We start from the raw sequence: 16904 nt of genomic DNA, 5'->3' as shown, positions 1-16904 counted from the left end.
CAGTCCCGGCGTGTCAGCTCTCGGCGGAGCGGCGGCGCGAGAGCGCGACCAGGGCCGCGCCCGCGGCGAGGGCCGCGGCGGCGCCGCCGGCCTCCCAGCCGAGGCCCTCGGTGCCGGTGGCGGCGAGCGAGCCGCTGCCGGTGGTGCTGGTGGCGCCGGTGACCGTGGTCCCGGTGGTGCCGGTGCTGCCGGTCCCGGTCAGGGCGGCCGGCTGGACGGTCTGCGGCTGCTGGGCGCCCTGGTCCTGCTGCCCGGCGGGCTTGTCGGCCGGCTTCTCGGCGGGCTTGCCGGCGGCGGCCTCGTCCGCGGCGCGGGCCGTGGCCCAGCCCTCGGCGAGGAACTTGACGATGTCGTCGTAGCTGCCCTCCAGCGCCTTGCCGGCCGCCGCGCGCACGGCCGGGCCGCCGGTCTCCATGAGCTGGGAGACCTTGACGCGGTTGTCGGTGGCGCGCAGCTTGGGCAGGTCGCTCAGGAACTGGGCGACGTCGGCGGGGGTGCCGGCGAGGGCCTTCTTGGCGGCCTCGGTGGTGTGCGGGCCGGTGTTCTTGTCGGACAGCGCGACGAAGAGCGCGACGCGGTCGTCCGAGGCCTTGGCCTTGGGGTAGCCCTCCGCCAGCCACTTCGCGACGTCCGCGTCGCTGCCGTCCAGCGCCTTGTTGGCGCCCTCGCGCACCTCGCGGCCGCCGGTGGCGAGCAGCTGGGAGACCTTGACGCGGTTGTCGTCGGCGCGCTGCCTGGGCAGCTCGACGTCGAGGAAGTGCCGCAGCTCGGCGGCGCCGCCCTTGAGGGCCTTCTCCCCCGCCTCGCGCACGCCGCGGCCGGTGTCCGGGTCGGCCAGGAGCTTCTGGATCTCGGCGCGGTCCGCGTCCTCGGCCTGGGCGGCCGGCAGGCCCTCCGAGAGGAACTTCAGCAGCTCCGCCTCGCTGCCCTGCAGCACCTTGCCGCCGGCCGCGCGCACGGCCGGGCCGCCGCGGTGCATGTACTGGGAGACCTTCACCCGCAGGTCGTCCAGGCGGTTCTTGGGGAAGTCGATCTCCAGGAAGTGCCGCAGCTGGGCGGCGTTGCCCTTGAGGGCCTGCTCGGCGGCCTCGCGCACACCGGGGCCGGTGTTCTTGTCGTCCAGGAGCTTCTGGATCTCGGCGCGGTCGCGCTGCTCCTGCCCCTCGGGGGCCTGGGGGCGGCTGCTGGTGCCCGGGCCGCCGTTGACGCCGTCGTCGCCGGGGGTGACGTCCGGCGTGGAGCCGGAGGCGGTGTCAGGGCCGGTGAGCCCGGTGGGCTGGGGGGCGTCGGCGGCGGAGGCCGAGGAGGGGAAGAGGACGGCGGGCGCCAGGACCGCGGCGGCGACGACGGTGGACACCCGGGGCAGCTTCATGCGGGCAGACCTGTTTTTCCTGTGAAGAGATCTTGAACGCCCGACAGCATAGGTCCTTTTTTGCTATTGCCATACCAGGTATTTGTCGAGCTCTCCCAGACCGGAACAAACCGTCAGCGCCTGTCGGCGACGGCCCCTAAGGTGGGCGCGTGAGCTTTCACCTCGTCGTCGGACACGGGCCCGCCGGGGCCGCCACCACCCGCCTGCTGGCCGAACAGGGCCACGAGGTCCGGGTCGTCACCCGTACCGGGCGCCCCGCCGCCCCCGCCGACGGCGTCGAGCACCTCGCCCTGGACGCGAGCGACCCGGCGCGGCTGGCCGAGGCCGCGCGCGGGGCCGTCGCGATCCACGGCTGCGCCGCGCCGCCGCTGCCGCAGTGGGCCGGGCACTGGCCCGCGCTCGCCGCCGCGCTGTGCGCGGCCGCCGAGGACAGCGGGGCCGTCCTGGTGATGCTCGGCAACCTGTACGGCTACGGCCCGGTGGAGCGGCCGATGACCGAGGACCTCCCGCTCGCCGCCACCGGCCCCAAGGGCCGGGTCCGCGCCGCGGCCTGGGAGCAGGCCCGGGCCCTGCACGAGGCCGGGCGGATCCGCGCGGTCGAGGTGCGGGCCTCCGACTTCTTCGGCCCCGGCGTCACCGAGGGCGGCCACCTCGCCTCGCGCGCCGTGCCCGCCCTGCTCAGGGGCCGCCCGGTCGCCGTCCTCGGCGACCCGGACGCCCCGCACAGCTGGACCTACCTGCCCGACGTCGCCCGCGCCATGGTCGAGGTCGCCGGCGAGGAGCGCGCCTGGGGCCGCCCCTGGCACGTCCCCACCGGCCCCGCCCTGCCCGTGCGCACCATGGTCGAGCGCCTCACCGCCGAGGCCGGCACCGACCCCGTCCCGGTGCGCCGCCTCTCCCCCGTCCTGCTCGCCGCGGGCGGCCTGTTCTCCCCGCTGCTGCGCGAACTGCGCGAGACCCGCTACCAGTTCGACCGCCCCTTCGTCGTGGACTCCAGCGCCTACGAGGCCGCCTTCGCCGTCCGCGCGACCCCGCTGGAGGAGCAGCTCGCGGCCACCGTCGCCTGGTGGCGCGAGCGGTCGTAGCCGGGCGGGCCCCAGCGGCGGGCGGCCGCAGGGGCCCGGGGGGCGGCAGGGGCACCGGGGCGGCAGGTGACGGACCGGCGTACGGGGCGGTAGCGGCGCGTGGCAGGATGACCACCGCACGTACGCGAATCGTCGTACGTCCGTGCGCAGTTCGCCTGCCCAGGATCGGGGGGATCCTTGTGTCCACGACCAGAACTCCAGTCGCCGCCGGTGCGGTGGTCGCCGTCGCCGCGGCCGTCGCCCTGACCGGGTGCGCGGCCAACAATCTCGACCTGCCCAGCCCGCTGTCGGCGGGCAGCGCCTCGCCGTCCGGACCCGCCGTCACGGCCGCCCCGCCCGTCGGCACCACGCCGACGATCGACGCCGCCCCGCCCACCGCCCCGCCCGTCGTCAGCTCCCCGAGCCCCACGGCGAGCGGCCCGAAGCCGCTGAGCGGGCGCCAGTTGAAGCCGCTGCTGCCCACCTCGGCGACCCTGCCGGCCGGCTGGACGATGAAGGACAACAGCGAGACCGACACCGGCGACAACTTCGAGGACGATCCGTACCCGACGCTGACGGACAACCCCTGCAACTGGCTGACCACCGCGGGCGGGAACAGCCTCGCGATGGGCTACCAGACCGCGCACGCCGAGGAACTCGTGTCCGAGGACGTCAACGAGGCCGGGATCCACCTGGGTTCCTACTTCCCCGGCACCGCCACCAAGCAGCTCGCCCTGATCCGCGCCTACGCCGACAAGTGCAAGACCTACACCGGCCAGGACTGGGACAAGAAGCCCGTCCCGCACACCGTGACGGTCACCTCGGTGCCCAACCTCGGCGACGAGGCCATCGAGGTGAAGAACTCCCCGACGGGCCCGTACGCGACCCGGGACGTGCTCGCCGTCCGGATCGGCGACAAGGTCCTCCTCCTGGACGGCGACAACATCGTGGACCGGCTGCCGCACATCAAGGACCTCGCCGTCCCCATCGTCCAGCACATCCAGCAGGTCAGTCCCTGAGACCCGGGGCCCGGCGGCGCACTCGACACCCTCGACACCCCCGGCGTCCTCGGCGTCCTCAGTGCGCCTGGAGGCTGTCCGCGCCCCGGTAGCCGGCCGGCACGCCCTCGATCAGGATGATGTCGGCGTTCATGTGCCGGGTGCGCAGCGGCAGGATCTCCCGGTAGGCGGGCGAGTCCCACCAGGCGCGGGCCCGCTCCAGGTCGGGGAACTCGATGACGATCGTGCCGCCGGTGCCCCAACTCCCCTCCACCGTCTCGTACGTGCCGCCGTGGACGACGAAGCGGCCACCGAAGGGGTCGAGGGTGGCGTCGATGCGCTCCAGGTACTCCACGATGTCGGGGCCGAACTCGACCGAGTGGACCTGGGCGATCGCGTAGGCGGTCATGGGGTGCTCCTGGGGGTTCGCCGTGGGTGGTTCCTGCTGACGTCCCCGACGGTAGGGCGTGGGGGGTGGCGGGCGAATCGGTCGCGTATCGGTAGGTCGGTGGGTCGGTAGGTCGGTAGGTCGGTAGGTCGGCAGGGGTGACGTACGGACGCCCTCGGGGGTGCCGGGCGGGTCCGAGAAAGCTCGGATACCGGCGGGTGACGGGTTCCTGACAGGGTGGGAGTCGGTCGGCCGGCCGTACCGCCCTCGCTCCCCTGCCCCTGCCTCCTCGATCTGGAGATCCCTTGCGCTCGCTCATCCGACGCATCGTCCTCTCGGCCGCGCTCGCCCTGGGCGGCCTGGCGCTCGCCCCCGGCGCGGCCTCGGCCGACACCCCTGCGACGGTCCTGTTCAACCAGGCCTCCGAACGCTGTCCCGACGGCGCGGTGTGGGACACCCAGGACATGCACCCCTGCGCGCCCTCGAACAACCCGGGCAAGTGGGTGTTCACCCCGGTCCCGGGCTGGAACGGCGTCTACACGATCAACAACGAGGTCGACAAGCGCTCCTGCCTGACCGCCTCCGACAGCCGCCCGAGCGGCACCCAGTGCTACACGAACGTGACCAGCCAGATGTGGAGGATCACCCCGTACACGGCGGCCGGCCAGACCGCGAAGTACGACATGGTCGGGGTGCGGATCCAGAACGTCTCCAGCTCGCTGTGCCTGGACAACACCGAGAAGAACTTCGGCGGCTGGAAGCTCTACATGTTCGGCTGCAACGACGGCGCCTACCAGCAGTGGGACATCTACCGCAGCAGCTACGAGGCCCTGTTCGGCCCGGTCGGCGCCCACAAGGGCATGACCTGGGCCAACCTGGAGCAGCGCGCCGACAACGTGGTGCACGTCGGCTACGACACGGCCAGCAACCCGTACCAGGGCGACACCCCGGCCGGCACCCAGCTGCCGGTGCTGTGCCTGCGCAAGGACGGCCGCCCGGCCCCGGCGGGCGTGCCCACCAGCGGCTTCCACAGCTGGGCCGGCGGCGAGGTGAAGGCCACCGCGCCGGTGCCCGGCACCCAGCTGAGCAGCCGGGCCACCGCCGACCAGCTGTGCGCGGCCTCCTTCGGGGCGGGCTTCCGGATGGCGGAGTTCCACGACGCGTCGGGCTGGGGCCTGTGGGCCAACGGCACCCTGCCGACCCAGACCAGGTTCTGGACCGCGATCGACGACCAACCGGCCAACCCGTGGAGCTGACCGCCACGGCGGCGCGTCACGGGTGATCGGGGGCGGGGGCGGGTGCCGAGCAGTGGCACCCGCCCCCGAATTTTTCGGTCACCCTCGGCCTGCTCCCGGCCATTCGTTCGTACGTCCACCGACAACGGGGGCCCGCTTCCCTAGCCTTCGGTCCGTGGCCAAACGACGTGACATCGAGCGGGAAGTGCTGGGCACCATCGGCGAACTGGCGGCCGCCCGGCTGCCCACGGCCGAGCTGTTCCGGGAACTGCACGCCCTGCTCCAGGGCCCCCTCGGCTTCGACGGCGGGTGCTGGCACGGCACCGACCCGGTCACCGGGTTCCCCACCTCCACCGTCGCCTCCGGCCTCGACCCCGCCCGCTTCGAACAGGCCGTCCGCCTGGAGCTCCAGGGCGAGGACGCCACCACCTTCGAGGCCATCCGCGCCGCCGGGCACCGGGTGCAGAGCATCGGCCGCGCCACCGACGGCCAGCCCGAACGCAGCCTCCGCTACCGGGAGTTGCTCCAGCCCTGCGGCTACGGCGACGAACTGCGGATCAACTTCGACCTCGGCGGCGGCCGCTGGGGCAGCGCCGCGTTCATGCGCGAGAACGGCCGCGGCCCCTACGAGCTGCCCGAACTGCGCCTGGCCGCCCGCCTGGTCACCCCCGTGGGCACCGCCCTGCGCGCCGCCCACCGCGCCTCGCTGTGCCCCACCCGCACCACCACCGCACTCCCCGCCCCGGCCCCGGCCGTCGCCGTCCTCGACGTCCACGGCCGGCTGCGCTCCGCCGACGCGGCGGCCCGCGACCTCATCGCCCGGATGGCCGAACCCGGCGGCCTCGTCCCGGGCGTGCCCAGCGGCTTCCTCACCGTCGCCCGCCAGGCCGCCCGCACCGGCCGCCCCGCCGAGGTCCGGGTGTGCACCCCCGACGGCCAGTGGCTCGCCCTGCACGCCACCCCGCTCGACGGCCCGGCCGACGGTGTCGCCGTCATCGCCTCCCCCGTCTCCCCCGTCCAGCACCTGCCGCTCGCCGTCCTCGCCCACGGCCTGTCCCCGCGCGAACAGCAGGTCGCCCTCCACGCGGTGCGCGGCACCAGCACCAAGGACATCGCCGCCCTCCTGCACCTGACCGTCCCCACCGTCCAGCAGCACGTGGGCGCCATCCTCGACAAGACCGGCACCCGCACCCGCCGCGAACTCGTCACCCTCCTGATGGCCGGCCACCTCCCCACCCTGGGCCTGCCGCCGCAGTGACGGGGTTGCGGTACGTACGCCCTGACGGTTCGTGTAGCATCCGCCCAGCTCGAACACATGATCACGCGAACGGGGTGGGCCGGATGCCGCAGGAAGACGACAGCAGCGGGACGACGAAGCGGCGCCGGCAGGCCCTGGCCGTCGCGGCGGGGGCGTGCGTCCTCGGCGCGGCCGGGCTCGGCGGGGCGCTGCTGCTCACCGGCTCGCACGGCACCACCGCCCCGGCGGCGCAGGACGCGGCGGCCACGTCCAGCCCCTCCCCCGCGGCCACGCCGTCCGGCACGCCCTCGGCCTCGCTGTCGGCCTCCCCCTCGGCCTCGGTCGAGGCGCCGACGACGGCCCCGGTGCCGGGGGAGACCGGGACGCCCACGGCCGTCCCCACTGTCGTCCCCGCGGCCGACCAGGCCGAGGACGGGGCCGAGGCCGCGCCCGAGCCCGCCGCCACCAAGCCGGCCCCGGCCCGCCCCCGCACCACCCAGGCCCCGGCCGCCCACGCCCCGGCCGCCCCGGCGAAGAAGCAGCCCGCGGCCGAGCAGCCGCCCGCCCCCGAGCCGGCCCCGGCCCCGGCCCCGGCCCACACTGGGAACCCGATGTTCGAACCGACCGTTCCGCCCCGGCCGGTCCCGCCGGCCCCCAAGCCGGTCCGCACCGACACCCCCTGCCCGCCCGGCCAGGCCATCACCTGGGACGGCTGCCGCCCGCTGCTCGGCCCGGTCATCACCCTGGGCCCGACCACCCCGCACGGCTGAGCGACCCGGGTCCGGCCGTCGGGGCGGTGGGGATCACGGCTGGCGCGAGCGCCACAGGTCGGGGCCCATCGACCGGTCCAGGTACTCGTCGGCGTCGGGGAACCCACCCTCGATGACGGCCGCGAGGAACTCGGCCATGCCGCCGTCGAAGCGGACCATCTCACTGATGCTGAAACGCCACACCACGACCGGCCACTCGTCGGGGTCGCCGGCCGAGGTGTCCCAGCAGAAGTAGTCACAGCCGGTGTTGTTGGCCCACGCGAGCAGGCACCCCTTCGCCGGGAACGGCTCGTACGGGCGGCCGGACACCCCGTCCCAGGTGTACCACTCCGCCAGCATCTCCCCGACGTCCTTGTTGAAGTAGTAGAGGCTGTTGAAGGTCTCCTCCTCCGGGCCTCCGGGTTCGAGCACCGGCGACGCGAACCTGATGTCCCCGCCGAACTCGAGATAGCCGTACCGTTCCACGAGCTCGCGGTAGTCCGAGGGCAGCCGGACCCCGAGCCGGTCGATCGACCCCTCCCAGTCCACCTCGGCGCGCTCCCGGCCGGAATCACCCATGATCTGTACGAGCCTGTCGATACCGCTCGTCATGTCACCCCGCACAGCGCTCAGTCCCACCAGAAGCTCCACTGGTGGGAGTCGACGAGCTGCTCGGCGTAGGCGGTGAGGGTGCCGGCGCCCTGGTGGACCTGGTCGGGGCAGAAGGCGGCGTGCTCGGCGGCGAGCGGGAGCGCCTCGGCGACGGTGGCGGGCGGGACGGGGACGCTCAAGTGGAGGGTGTCGAAGCCGACTTCGACGAGCTGCGCGCCGAAGCGGCGTTCCCAGTCGGCGAGGACGGCGGCGATCCTGGCGGTGTCGTTCTCGTGGTTCAGCGGCCCGCTCCACCCGCACGCGGCCAGCGCCTCGGCGCCGCTGCGGGCGGGCACCAGGCCCAGCCGTACGTCCTTGAAGGACGCCAGGACCTCGGCCAGGCCGCGCGCCTCGGCGTCGGCCACACCCGCCGGGACGGTGACGGCGGGGGCGGGCCCGGGCCAGGTCCGGCCGTAGGGAGCGAGGACCTCGGCGAGTTCCCCGTCGTCGCCGCCGACCTCGTCCTCGTCCTCCTCGCTACCCGCCTCCCACCAGGTGCGCAGCAGGGCGGCCGAGTCGTACGACCCGAAGTCGGAGACGTGCTCGGGGAACAGCTCGCCGGACAGCCAGGGGCGGAAGTCCGGGTCGCCGGCGCTCAGCGGGCTCAGCAGCAGCGGCCACAGTCCGCTGCGCGGGTGGGCGCGGTGCAGCTCGGCCCACAGGCCGGCGGGCGCGGGCCCGTCACTGATCCACAGCAACGGCTGCGTGCCCGCCCCCTCGTCCCCGACGACGGGACGGCCGGGCGGCAGGGGGACGGGCGGGGCGGTGTCGAAAGGCCAGGTCATGCGGTGAACGGTAGGGGCGGGCACTGACAGCGGGCCGGCCGGTGTCGGTCAGTCGGGGCGCTGGCCGTGGAGGAGGAGGGGGAGGGCGCGGCCGGTGAGGGCTTCGGCGGTGCGGGCGGCCTGGGAGGGGGCCATGTGGTTGGGGAGTTCGTGGACGGGGACGAAGCGGGCGCCGTGCAGGCGGCTTCGCTTCTGCGGGGGGACGGTGAGGGGGTGTTCGTCGCGCAGGGTGCCGCCGTCGAAGACGAGGTTGAAGCGTTCCAGGTAGCGGTCGGAGGGGGTGTAGTCGAGGGCGACGGCGTGGGTCAGGCGCAGGATGATGCCGGTCTGAGCGTGCAGGTGGCGGGCGGCGGCGCGGTGCGGGGGCTCGTTGGCCTTGCCGGGGCCGCCGGGCAGGATCATGCCGTCGAGGTAGTCGGGGTCGACGAGCAGGACGTCGCCGTGCTGGTTGCGGACCAGGACAAGGCAGCCGAGCCGACAGATCGGGGGCTTGGCGAGGAGGCGGGGGTCGTGCACGGGGTTCACTTCCTGAGGACGTACAGCAGGACAGCGGAGAAACAGGCCCACCAGAGCAGGCGGGCGAGGAGTTCAGTCGTCATACGTGAGGCGCTCGTAGCGCAGGCCCTTGCGCAGCAGGTCCACGATCCGCAGCAGATCGAGCGGGCGGGCCGTGAGGTGCAACAGGTACTCGCACGTCATCTGGCCCGTGTCCCAGTCGACTTCCAGGGTGGGCAGGTTGACCCGGCCCAGGGCGAGGACGGTGGTCAGGTCGTCCAGGACGACGGCGGCCTGCCGGCGCTGCTCGGCCGTGACGCGGGAGAGGGTCACAACTCCCCCGGCCGCTTGTGGACTTCGAAGAGCCGCCAGGCCGAGAACGCCTCGGTGAAGGAGGAGAAACCGCTGCGCTCACCGTTCGGCTTGCACAGCCACGCCCCGGTGCACTCGTTGCGCACCCGGTAGCACCGGGCCTCGGTGTCCCAACGGACACCGTACCCGTGAAGACGGGGGACTTGATCTTGAGCCATGAGATACCCTCCACAGTCGAAATTTCCCATGTCGATCGAACACGCAGCGCGGCGATCTCGTGCCGCGAGCGCAATCCGATCGTGCCTGCTGACGCAGAACCACCGCGACGACGGGAAGGCGTCTCTTCGGCACGCTGACAAGACGTCATTTCGGCGTCATGTAGCGCTGCTTGGATCTAATCTGTTGTCGTGACGACGCCGAACGAGACTCTGCGGGCCGTGCGCCACGGGCTGCGTCTGAGTCAGGATGAGTTCGCAAAGCGCCTACGGGCGGCAGGGACGAAACAGGGTGAGCCCAACGAGGCGAGCAAACGCCTGGTCCAGCGTTGGGAATCCGGGGAGGTGCGCGCCCCCCGCCCGGTGTACGTTCGTGCTCTTGAGGCTGTCACGAATCTTCCTGTCGACCGCCTCGGGTTCGAGACGCCGCAGCTACCTCCCAGGGTGACCCTGGACGGCACAGGAGGGCACGACATGGTCAACGGCAAGCCAGGTATACCGGTGCAGGTACTTCCCACTCCGACTGGTGACGACCACTCCGGGATCTGGCTGAGCCGCTATGAGTTCTTCAGCAGCAGCCGCGACAACACCTTCACCGGGCTGCACCACGTCGTCCTGACGCAGAACGGCAACCGCATCACCGGGCACTCGCTCCCTTCCGCTTCCTCCAACCCCGATTCCCCGCTGTCCTTCGACCTGACTATCGACCGGAACATCGTCACCGGCACCTGGGTCGAACAGACCGCCCAGGACGGTTACTACCAAGGCGCCCGCTATCACGGTGCCATCCAACTGCTGGTCGATCCGACCGGGCGGCGTATGACCGGCAAGTGGGTCGGATTCGGCAAGGAATTCGACGTGAACACCGGCCCATGGGACCTCAGGCTGCTCGACAAGTCCACGGCCGACGAAATCACGGCCAAGTACAGCGCACCCCCCGCAGAAGACCCGGCCTCCCACAACTGACCGGCCTGCCCACGCCCCGCCGCCCCGGCCTCGGGGCGGCGGGGCCCCAACCCCTCCCGCCACAACACCGGCTCCACGCCCACCACACCGAGACCTCGGGGTGATGAACCGTGACCCTGCCGAACATCCTCAGGGCGAACGTCAAGACCGGGCACGACAGGGAAGTCCTCGCCGTCTATCCGCACCGCTCGTCCTGCCCTCGATCGGTCTGGGCGCAGCTGATCGCCGAGGCGCGGTCCGAGGTCTTCCTCGCCGGGTACACCAACTACTTCGTCTGGCTGGAGCAGCCCGAGTTGCTGCAGACCCTCCGCCGCAAGGCCGAGAGCGGGTGCCGGATCCGCTTCCTGCTCGGCGATCCGGATTCCGACACGACGCGCGAGCGCGAGCAGATCGAGGACGTGACCCTCACCGTGTCCACCCGCATCAGGGTCACGCTGGAGAGCTTGGCCAAGCTCTCCAGCGTCGAGGGGGTCGAGGCCCGTTTCAGCGCCCCGCAGGACGGCCCGAACCACGTCGGCCTGTCCGTCTTCCGCTTCGACGAGCACGCCCTCGTCACCCCCCACCTCGCCCGCACGGTCGGCCACGACTCGCCCCTGATGCACCTGCGGCGCAGCGGGGAGAACGGCATGTTCGACCGCTTCGCCGAGCACATCGAGGAACTCTGGTCCCGGGGCCGCGACATCCGCCCTGCCCCGGCCCGCGCATAGGAAGTCGGCCCCGCCGACTTCCCACTCCTCCAGGAGGGAACCGCCATGCACCCCGACTCCCCCATCACCTGGCGCAAGAGCACCCACAGCGGCAGCGGCGGTCAGTGCGTCGAGGTGGCGGATGCCCGTCCAGTGCGCGTGCGGGACAGCAAGGACCCGGACGGTCCCCGTCTCGAGTTCTCGCCGACCGCCTGGCAGTCCTTCGTCACCGCCGTGCGCACCGGCGAACTCCCCACTCCCTGAAACCGGGAGGACCCGACATGGCCGACGGGAGCCGGGCACCGTGAACCACTCCGGGATCTGGCTGAGCCGCTACGAGTTCTTCAGCAGCAGCCGCGACGACACCTTCACCGGGCTGCACCACGTGGTCCTGACGCAGAACGGCAACCGCATCACCGGGCACTCGCTCCCTTCCGCTTCCTCCAACCCCGATTCCCCGCTGTCCTTCGACCTGACCGTCGACGGCACCGTCGTCACCGGCACCTGGGTCGAACAGACCGCGCAGGACGGCTACTACCGGGGCGCCCGCTACCACGGCGCCATCCAACTGCTGGTCGATCCGACCGGGCGGCGTATGGCCGGCAAGTGGGTCGGGTTCGGCAAGGAATTCGACGTGAACACCGGCCCGTGGGCTCTCAGGCTGCTCGACGGGTCCGCGACCGACGAAGTCCTGGCCAAGTACAGCGCACCCCCCGCGGAAGACCCGCTCCCCCGCACCTGACCGGCCTGCTCACGCGGCCGCTGCCCCGGCCCCCGGGGCAGCGGCGCCCCCAACCCTCCTGCAGGTACGTCGCCTTGGCCGACGACACCACGTCACCACTCGCCATGGTCCTTCATGCCTCCTATCCTCCTGCGCGTGAGCAACAGCGCCAGGAAGCCCCCATCAACGCCACTCCACTCCGTGTCAGTCGCCGGAGCGGTCGTCCGCGAGGACGGGCGCGTGCTGGCGATCCGCCGTGCCGACAACGGCACCTGGGAGCCTCCGGGCGGCGTCCTCGAACTCACCGAGACCATCGAGGACGGCCTGCGCCGCGAGATCCACGAGGAGACCGGCCTCAAGGTCGGAGTCGACCGACTGACCGGCGTCTACAAGAACTTGACGCGCGGCATCGTCGCCCTGGTCTTCCGCTGCCACCCGGAGGACGGCGCCGAACGGCTCTCCCCCGAGTCCACCGCCATCACCTGGTTCACCCCTGATGAGGTCGTCGCCCGCATGAGCGAGGTCTATGCCGTCCGCATCCTCGACGCCCTGCCCTCCGCACATCCGCTCCCACGACGGCCACCGTCTCACCGGCCCTGGCCACCTCGCGTGGGAAGTCGGCCCCGCCGACTTCCCACTCCTCCAGGGGGAACCGCCATGGACCCCGACTCCCCCATCACCTGGCGCAAGAGCGCGTCCTGACCGATCCGGCTCGCCGACGGTTCGTGCTGCCGTTCCCGACGCGGCGTTGGTCATCGCGGGGATGCTTAACTCGGAGCGACTGGCGGGCAGTTCCGCCACCCCGCCCTACCGAGGACTTCCGGGTGACCTGACGCCGCGCCCGCCACGTCACCCGGTCCTCGACCTGGTGAATCAGCCTTCTCTCCGCGTGCTCCGAGGCCTCCTGAACCGCCCGCGGGACCCGGCAAGTCCAAGGAGCACGATGCAGTCGCCCGGCCCGATCCACCGCAGTACCCTGTTCGCCGTCGTCCTGGCGTTGTTGACCTGTCTGTTCGCGGCGTCGTCGACGACGGCAGCCCAGGCGAACACCGGGACGAACCGGCTCTTCCAGATCGACTGGAGCCTCGACGGGATCGTCCAGAACAACCCCTCCCAGGCCGCTGCGGACTACGACAGCGTGATCACCGAGCTGCGGGGTGCCGCCCGCGGCAACTCCGTCCTCATGGGGCGGATGGACGACACCGAGATCCGGCCCGACGACGACCGGCACCTCATCGAGGTCCGGCTCCAGCAGGGCGGCCAGCACATCGGCTCGGTCTACTTCCGCTCGGACAACCTGTACATCATGGGGATCTGGACCCCCAGCCAGAACTCCGGCTCGGTGAGCGGGATCCTCGGCTTCTCCGACCAGCGGGTGGCGTTGCAGCAGATCCTCGCGCGGGCCGGGTACCAGCGGGCCGTCGGGAACCTCAACGTGGGGTCCAGCTACATGGCCCTGGGGAGCGCCGCCCGCGCGACCGTGCGCATGGGCGCCACCGAGATCGCCTTCGCCACCGGGCTGATCCACTTCTACGACAGCCACTCGACGGCCACCTCGGCCACGCTGCGCAACCAGAGCTACCTCGTCCTGATCCAGGCCCTCGCGGAGGCGGCCCGCTTCGAGGAGATCCGGGCGCACGTCAGCAACAACCTGCGCACCAGGGCGAACCAGCCGGTCCCCGCCGCCCTGATCAGCTGGGAGAACCAGTGGTCGGCGGTCTCCCGCTGGCTCCACCAGGTCATGCAGGACCCGTCGACCCCGCCGTTCGAGATCAACGGCACCTCCTACCGGACCCCGCAGCTGTTGCTCGGCAGCCCCATTCCGGGCTACCCGAACCGGATCGGCTACCTCCTCGCGCTCGGTTCCTCCCGGTGAACTGACCCCGCAACACCACGGCGGGCGGCCCGTGCGGGGCCGCCCGCCGTCGCTCTCGGACACGGCCGGGTCAGCTGGTCCGGACCGGCTCGCAGTGGACGCGCCTGCCCGCCGAGTACGGACGTCCACCGGGCCGGACGCCCCATCACGGGCCTCTTCGATCCGCCCCACCCGCTGACGGGCGTCAGTGACACGGGTCCCGGTAGGGGTTCTCGCCCAGCAGCGTGGCCGCGGCCGCGCAGAGGTCTTCGCCGAAGAGCTGATTGCTGCCCCATGCGGAGCCCCACAGGTCGGACGCGGCCTGGGCCACGGCGCGCCAGGAGTAGTCCTCGTCGCATCGCCACGTGCGGATCCGAGCGGCCATCTCCGGCGTGATCGTCGCTGGGTCGACGGTGTTGTGTGGCATGCCGGCGACCCTAGGGACGTTCCGATGACGGTGGCTACGGCTACGGCTACCGGATGGGGAACACGCCAGGCCCCGGGGCCGGGACCTCCGCACCGCCCCGGTGGGCGCACGGGAAGTCGGCCCCGTCGACTTCCCGCTCCGGTCAGGATCCGGTGGGCAGGTGGGCGGCGACCTCGGCCAGGACCTGGGCGGCCGGTTCCGGGGTGGCCAGCCACTTGAGGTGGCTGCCGGTGAGGGTGCGGACGGTGTAGGGGTTCCCGGGCGTCAGGGCGTCGGCCTCGCGGATCATCCGGTCCTGCATGGCGAGCGGGATGCTGGCGTCCTCGGTGAGGCGGACGTACGTCCTGGGGATCCGGCCCCAGGTGTCGGCGCCGGCCCGGTCGTCGGCGGTGCCGGCGTCGAGGTTCTCGTCGGGCTGGAGGGTGTTGAGGAGGACCAGGAACTCCTCGTCCGTCCCGTCGGCGAACAGGGCCGCCTTGAAGGCCGCGAGGGCGGCGGGGTCGGCGGTGCGGAAGTTGGAGCGCAGCAGCCCGAGTTCGGCGGGGTTGCCGACCAGCGCGGCGGCCAGCGCGGCGGGGTCGACCGCGGCCATCTCGGGCTCGGCGTAGTAGGCGCTGACGTCGAGGTCGACGGGGCACCAGGAGGAGACGTAGACGAGGTGGTCGATCAGGTCGGGCCGCCGGTTGGCGGCGACGGTGGCCGTCAGGCCGCCGCGGCTGTGCGAGACCAGGACGACGGGGCCGTTGCGCTTGGCCCGCTTCAGGACCGCGATGAGGTGCGCGGCGTTGTCGGCGAGCGTGACGCCCTTGATGACGCCGGGCGTCGCGGCGAGCTCGGTGAGGTCCTGCGGCGCCTGGTAGGCGCGCGGGTAGGTCGCGGCGAAGCCGTGTCCGGGGAGGTCGACGGCGACCGAGCGGTGCCCGAGGAGGCCGATTTCGGCCTGGAGCGGGGCGAAGGAGAAGGAGTTGGCGAACGCTCCATGGACCAGGACGAACGTCGGCTGCATCTGGGCTACGACTGCCTTTCCGGGGCTGCGGCGGTGTCGGCGGGACGGGGCGGGGCGCAGCCACCGGGGTGGTGTGCGAACGGCCGCCCGCTGCCGGGGGTTCACCCTACTCGGCGAAGATCATCCGCACTAGCCCCGACCGGACAGGGCGGGCAGGGCCGGCAGGCCGGGCGGGGCCGGCCGTCAGGTCCAGGGTCGTCAGGTCCAGGGCAGGGAGGAGCGGGTGTGCCAGTAGGCCTCGGCGGGTTCGGGCATGGTGGCGAGGGTGGCGAGGTCGTCCGGGGTGGGGGTGAGGTGGGCGGCGGCGAGGTTGGAGGCGAGTTGGGCGGGGGTGGCGGCGCCGGACAGGACGACGTCGGCCCAGGGCTGGGCGGCGGCGGCCGCCAGGGCGAGGGCGTCGGGGGTGGTGGCGGTGCGGGTGGCGAGGGCGCGCAGGGCGGCGGTGTCGTCCCCGGTGGCGTTGCGGCCGGCCAGGCGGCCGTTGGCCATGCCCTCCTTGACCACGACCAGCCAGCCGGCCCGGTGGGCTTCGGCGAGGGCGGGGGCGGCGGAGGTCTCCAGCAGGTTCCAGGTGGCCTGGACGGCGCTGAACAGCGGCCGGCCGTCGACGGTGACGGCCAGGGCCCGGCGGATGGCCTCGGCCTGGGCGGGGCCGCTGGTGGACAGGCCGACCCGGACGCCCTCGGCGGCGAGGGCGTCCAGGCGCCGGTGCAGGGCGGGGTCGGTGAGGGCGGGGCTGTCGGTGGTGACCGAGTGGACCAGGTAGACGTCCAGGCGGGGGCCGAGCAGGGCGCGGGTCTCGCGGATCTGCCGGTCGTACACCGCCGTGGAGTGCTCCTTGACCTCGTGGGCGGTGACGCCGGTGGTGCGCCAGTCGGCCGTGTAGGTGTAGCCCCACTTGCTGCCGACCGTCACCTCGGCGGCGGCCTCGGGGTGTTCGGTGAGCCACTGGGCGAGGAACTCCTCGGCGCGGCCGTAGGAGCGGGCGGTGTCGAGGTAGCGCACCCCGGCGGCGTAGGCGGCGTCCAGGAGGGTGTGGGTGCGCTCGCGCAGGGCCTCGACGGTGCGTTCGGCGGGCAGGTCGGCCGCGCGCCCGAGGGTGATGTAGCCGGGCCGGCCGACCGCCGCGGTGCCCAGGCCCAGCCGGGCGCGGGCCGGGGTACTGGGGGTGGGAGCGGGGGCGGGTTCGGTCGGCATGCTGGCTCTCCTCGGGTGGCGCGACGGTGCTCACCTGGGACTTTAGGGGACCGCCCGCAGGGCCGTCGGCAGCGGGGCCGGGGCCGGGTGGGGCGCGACCGGGCAGGCCGGGGTCGGGCAGGCTGCGGCCGGGGTCGCGGCCGGGACCGTCGGCTGGTCCAGGCGCAGCACGACGTTGACGTAGTCCCGCGGTTTGCCCGGCCAGTGCCGGTCGTTGCTGGTGAGCAGCCGGCTGCGCACGCCGTCGCGTTCGGTGAGCGGTCCGGGGGTGGTGCGCAGGTTGGGTTGCCAGTCGCGGCCGCGCGGGCGGTGTTCGAGGGTGAGGGTCCAGTGCTCCCCGTCCACCTCCAGGACGGCGCCGGGGCGCCCGGGCAGCACCCGGGTGCCGTACGGGCCGCGGACGACCGCCCGTTGGGCGAAGTCGGCGTTGCAGCCGACCACGGTGATGCGCCAAGCGCCGTGGAACCTGAGCACGTTCGCCTCCCGCCCTCGCGGCGCGCCGTCGGCGACACGCCTCCGTCGGGGTCAACGGATGCGGGGCGTGC

General features: G+C 73.0%; 20 protein-coding genes and 2 pseudogenes. 11 read left to right on the top strand and 11 right to left on the bottom strand.

The window, feature by feature from the left end:
• Positions 1 to 13: 13 nt before the first annotated feature.
• Positions 14 to 1372, bottom strand: coding sequence for a hypothetical protein (locus tag ACFXOZ_RS27260; protein ID WP_380525803.1), 1359 nt, complete (start codon positions 1370 to 1372; stop codon positions 14 to 16).
• A 149-nt stretch (positions 1373 to 1521) separates the two neighbouring features.
• Between ACFXOZ_RS27260 and ACFXOZ_RS27255 the strand changes: the two genes are divergently transcribed.
• Both ACFXOZ_RS27255 and ACFXOZ_RS27250 read left to right on the top strand, forming a co-directional pair.
• The gene (locus ACFXOZ_RS27255; RefSeq protein WP_380525805.1) at positions 1522 to 2457 is read left to right on the top strand and encodes an NAD-dependent epimerase/dehydratase family protein; all 936 of its coding nucleotides are present in this window, start codon (positions 1522 to 1524) and stop codon (positions 2455 to 2457) included.
• A gap of 179 nt (positions 2458 to 2636) precedes the next feature.
• Positions 2637 to 3455 (top strand): hypothetical protein, encoded by an 819-nt coding sequence (locus tag ACFXOZ_RS27250; protein WP_380593111.1) that lies wholly within the window; start codon positions 2637 to 2639, stop codon positions 3453 to 3455.
• A 58-nt stretch (positions 3456 to 3513) separates the two neighbouring features.
• Here the strand turns inward: ACFXOZ_RS27250 and ACFXOZ_RS27245 are convergent, their stop codons facing one another.
• A complete protein-coding gene (locus ACFXOZ_RS27245) occupies positions 3514 to 3843 on the bottom strand; it encodes a DUF1330 domain-containing protein (protein ID WP_380400657.1) in 330 nt (109 codons plus the stop codon).
• Between the two features lie 284 nt (positions 3844 to 4127).
• Here ACFXOZ_RS27245 and ACFXOZ_RS27240 point away from each other — a divergent pair, with 284 nt between their 5' ends.
• The 3 genes from ACFXOZ_RS27240 (at position 4128) to ACFXOZ_RS27230 (ending at position 7064) form a co-directional block, all read left to right on the top strand.
• Entirely contained in the window at positions 4128 to 5078 is a 951-nt protein-coding gene (locus ACFXOZ_RS27240; RefSeq protein ID WP_380525808.1) for a hypothetical protein, read from the top strand.
• A 154-nt stretch (positions 5079 to 5232) separates the two neighbouring features.
• A complete protein-coding gene (locus ACFXOZ_RS27235) occupies positions 5233 to 6315 on the top strand; it encodes a response regulator transcription factor (RefSeq protein ID WP_380525810.1) in 1083 nt (360 codons plus the stop codon).
• Positions 6316 to 6398: 83 nt separating this feature from the next.
• Entirely contained in the window at positions 6399 to 7064 is a 666-nt protein-coding gene (locus ACFXOZ_RS27230) for a hypothetical protein (protein ID WP_380593110.1), read from the top strand.
• Between the two features lie 33 nt (positions 7065 to 7097).
• Here ACFXOZ_RS27230 and ACFXOZ_RS27225 read toward each other — a convergent pair whose 3' ends face one another.
• From ACFXOZ_RS27225 to ACFXOZ_RS27205, 5 genes are all read right to left on the bottom strand, one after another.
• Positions 7098 to 7622 carry an SMI1/KNR4 family protein gene (locus ACFXOZ_RS27225; protein WP_380525814.1) on the bottom strand — a complete coding sequence of 175 codons (525 nt, stop codon included), beginning with the start codon at positions 7620 to 7622 and terminating at the stop codon, positions 7098 to 7100.
• 50 nt (positions 7623 to 7672) lie between these two features.
• Positions 7673 to 8479, bottom strand: a complete 807-nt coding sequence (locus ACFXOZ_RS27220; protein ID WP_380593109.1) for a DUF4253 domain-containing protein — start codon at positions 8477 to 8479, stop codon at positions 7673 to 7675.
• A 48-nt stretch (positions 8480 to 8527) separates the two neighbouring features.
• Complete coding sequence (locus ACFXOZ_RS27215; RefSeq protein WP_380400224.1) at positions 8528 to 8995, bottom strand: NUDIX domain-containing protein; 468 nt, start codon at positions 8993 to 8995, stop codon at positions 8528 to 8530.
• Between the two features lie 72 nt (positions 8996 to 9067).
• Positions 9068 to 9307: a hypothetical protein gene (locus ACFXOZ_RS27210; protein WP_380593108.1), complete on the bottom strand. Its 240-nt coding sequence runs from the start codon at positions 9305 to 9307 to the stop codon at positions 9068 to 9070.
• The gene (locus ACFXOZ_RS27205) at positions 9304 to 9504 is read right to left on the bottom strand and encodes a hypothetical protein (protein WP_380400220.1); all 201 of its coding nucleotides are present in this window, start codon (positions 9502 to 9504) and stop codon (positions 9304 to 9306) included. Before ACFXOZ_RS27205 ends, ACFXOZ_RS27210 begins: the two co-directional genes overlap by 4 nt.
• A gap of 189 nt (positions 9505 to 9693) precedes the next feature.
• On the opposite strand from ACFXOZ_RS27205, the gene ACFXOZ_RS27200 reads away from it, so the two are divergent.
• The 6 genes and pseudogenes from ACFXOZ_RS27200 to ACFXOZ_RS27175 all read left to right on the top strand — a co-directional run bounded on the left by ACFXOZ_RS27200 (position 9694) and on the right by ACFXOZ_RS27175 (position 13750).
• A complete protein-coding gene (locus ACFXOZ_RS27200; protein WP_380593107.1) occupies positions 9694 to 10467 on the top strand; it encodes a helix-turn-helix domain-containing protein in 774 nt (257 codons plus the stop codon).
• Between the two features lie 110 nt (positions 10468 to 10577).
• The gene (locus ACFXOZ_RS27195) at positions 10578 to 11174 is read left to right on the top strand and encodes a DUF5919 domain-containing protein (RefSeq protein WP_380593106.1); all 597 of its coding nucleotides are present in this window, start codon (positions 10578 to 10580) and stop codon (positions 11172 to 11174) included.
• A 45-nt stretch (positions 11175 to 11219) separates the two neighbouring features.
• Entirely contained in the window at positions 11220 to 11417 is a 198-nt protein-coding gene (locus ACFXOZ_RS27190; RefSeq protein WP_380593105.1) for a DUF397 domain-containing protein, read from the top strand.
• Positions 11418 to 11460: 43 nt separating this feature from the next.
• Positions 11461 to 11895 (top strand): annotated as a pseudogene (locus ACFXOZ_RS27185) (XRE family transcriptional regulator); the annotation flags it as partial.
• 123 nt (positions 11896 to 12018) lie between these two features.
• Positions 12019 to 12475 (top strand): annotated as a pseudogene (locus ACFXOZ_RS27180) (NUDIX hydrolase); the annotation flags it as partial.
• Between the two features lie 342 nt (positions 12476 to 12817).
• A complete protein-coding gene (locus tag ACFXOZ_RS27175; RefSeq protein ID WP_380525826.1) occupies positions 12818 to 13750 on the top strand; it encodes a ribosome-inactivating family protein in 933 nt (310 codons plus the stop codon).
• A 184-nt stretch (positions 13751 to 13934) separates the two neighbouring features.
• Here the strand turns inward: ACFXOZ_RS27175 and ACFXOZ_RS27170 are convergent, their stop codons facing one another.
• The 4 genes from ACFXOZ_RS27170 to ACFXOZ_RS27155 all read right to left on the bottom strand — a co-directional run bounded on the left by ACFXOZ_RS27170 (position 13935) and on the right by ACFXOZ_RS27155 (position 16833).
• On the bottom strand, positions 13935 to 14156 hold the full coding sequence (locus tag ACFXOZ_RS27170) for a hypothetical protein (RefSeq protein ID WP_380525828.1): 222 nt from the start codon (positions 14154 to 14156) through the stop codon (positions 13935 to 13937).
• Between the two features lie 142 nt (positions 14157 to 14298).
• Positions 14299 to 15162 (bottom strand): alpha/beta fold hydrolase, encoded by an 864-nt coding sequence (locus tag ACFXOZ_RS27165; protein ID WP_380593104.1) that lies wholly within the window; start codon positions 15160 to 15162, stop codon positions 14299 to 14301.
• Positions 15163 to 15360: 198 nt separating this feature from the next.
• Complete coding sequence (locus ACFXOZ_RS27160; RefSeq protein WP_380593103.1) at positions 15361 to 16359, bottom strand: aldo/keto reductase; 999 nt, start codon at positions 16357 to 16359, stop codon at positions 15361 to 15363.
• A gap of 42 nt (positions 16360 to 16401) precedes the next feature.
• Positions 16402 to 16833 (bottom strand): hypothetical protein, encoded by a 432-nt coding sequence (locus tag ACFXOZ_RS27155; RefSeq protein WP_380525833.1) that lies wholly within the window; start codon positions 16831 to 16833, stop codon positions 16402 to 16404.
• Positions 16834 to 16904 lie beyond the last annotated feature (71 nt).

Source organism: Kitasatospora sp. NPDC059160 (assembly GCF_042755465.1).
Taxonomy (GTDB): domain Bacteria; phylum Actinomycetota; class Actinomycetes; order Streptomycetales; family Streptomycetaceae; genus Kitasatospora.
Note: the sequence above shows the minus strand (reverse complement) of the source record. Positions and strands in the feature narration are given on the sequence as shown.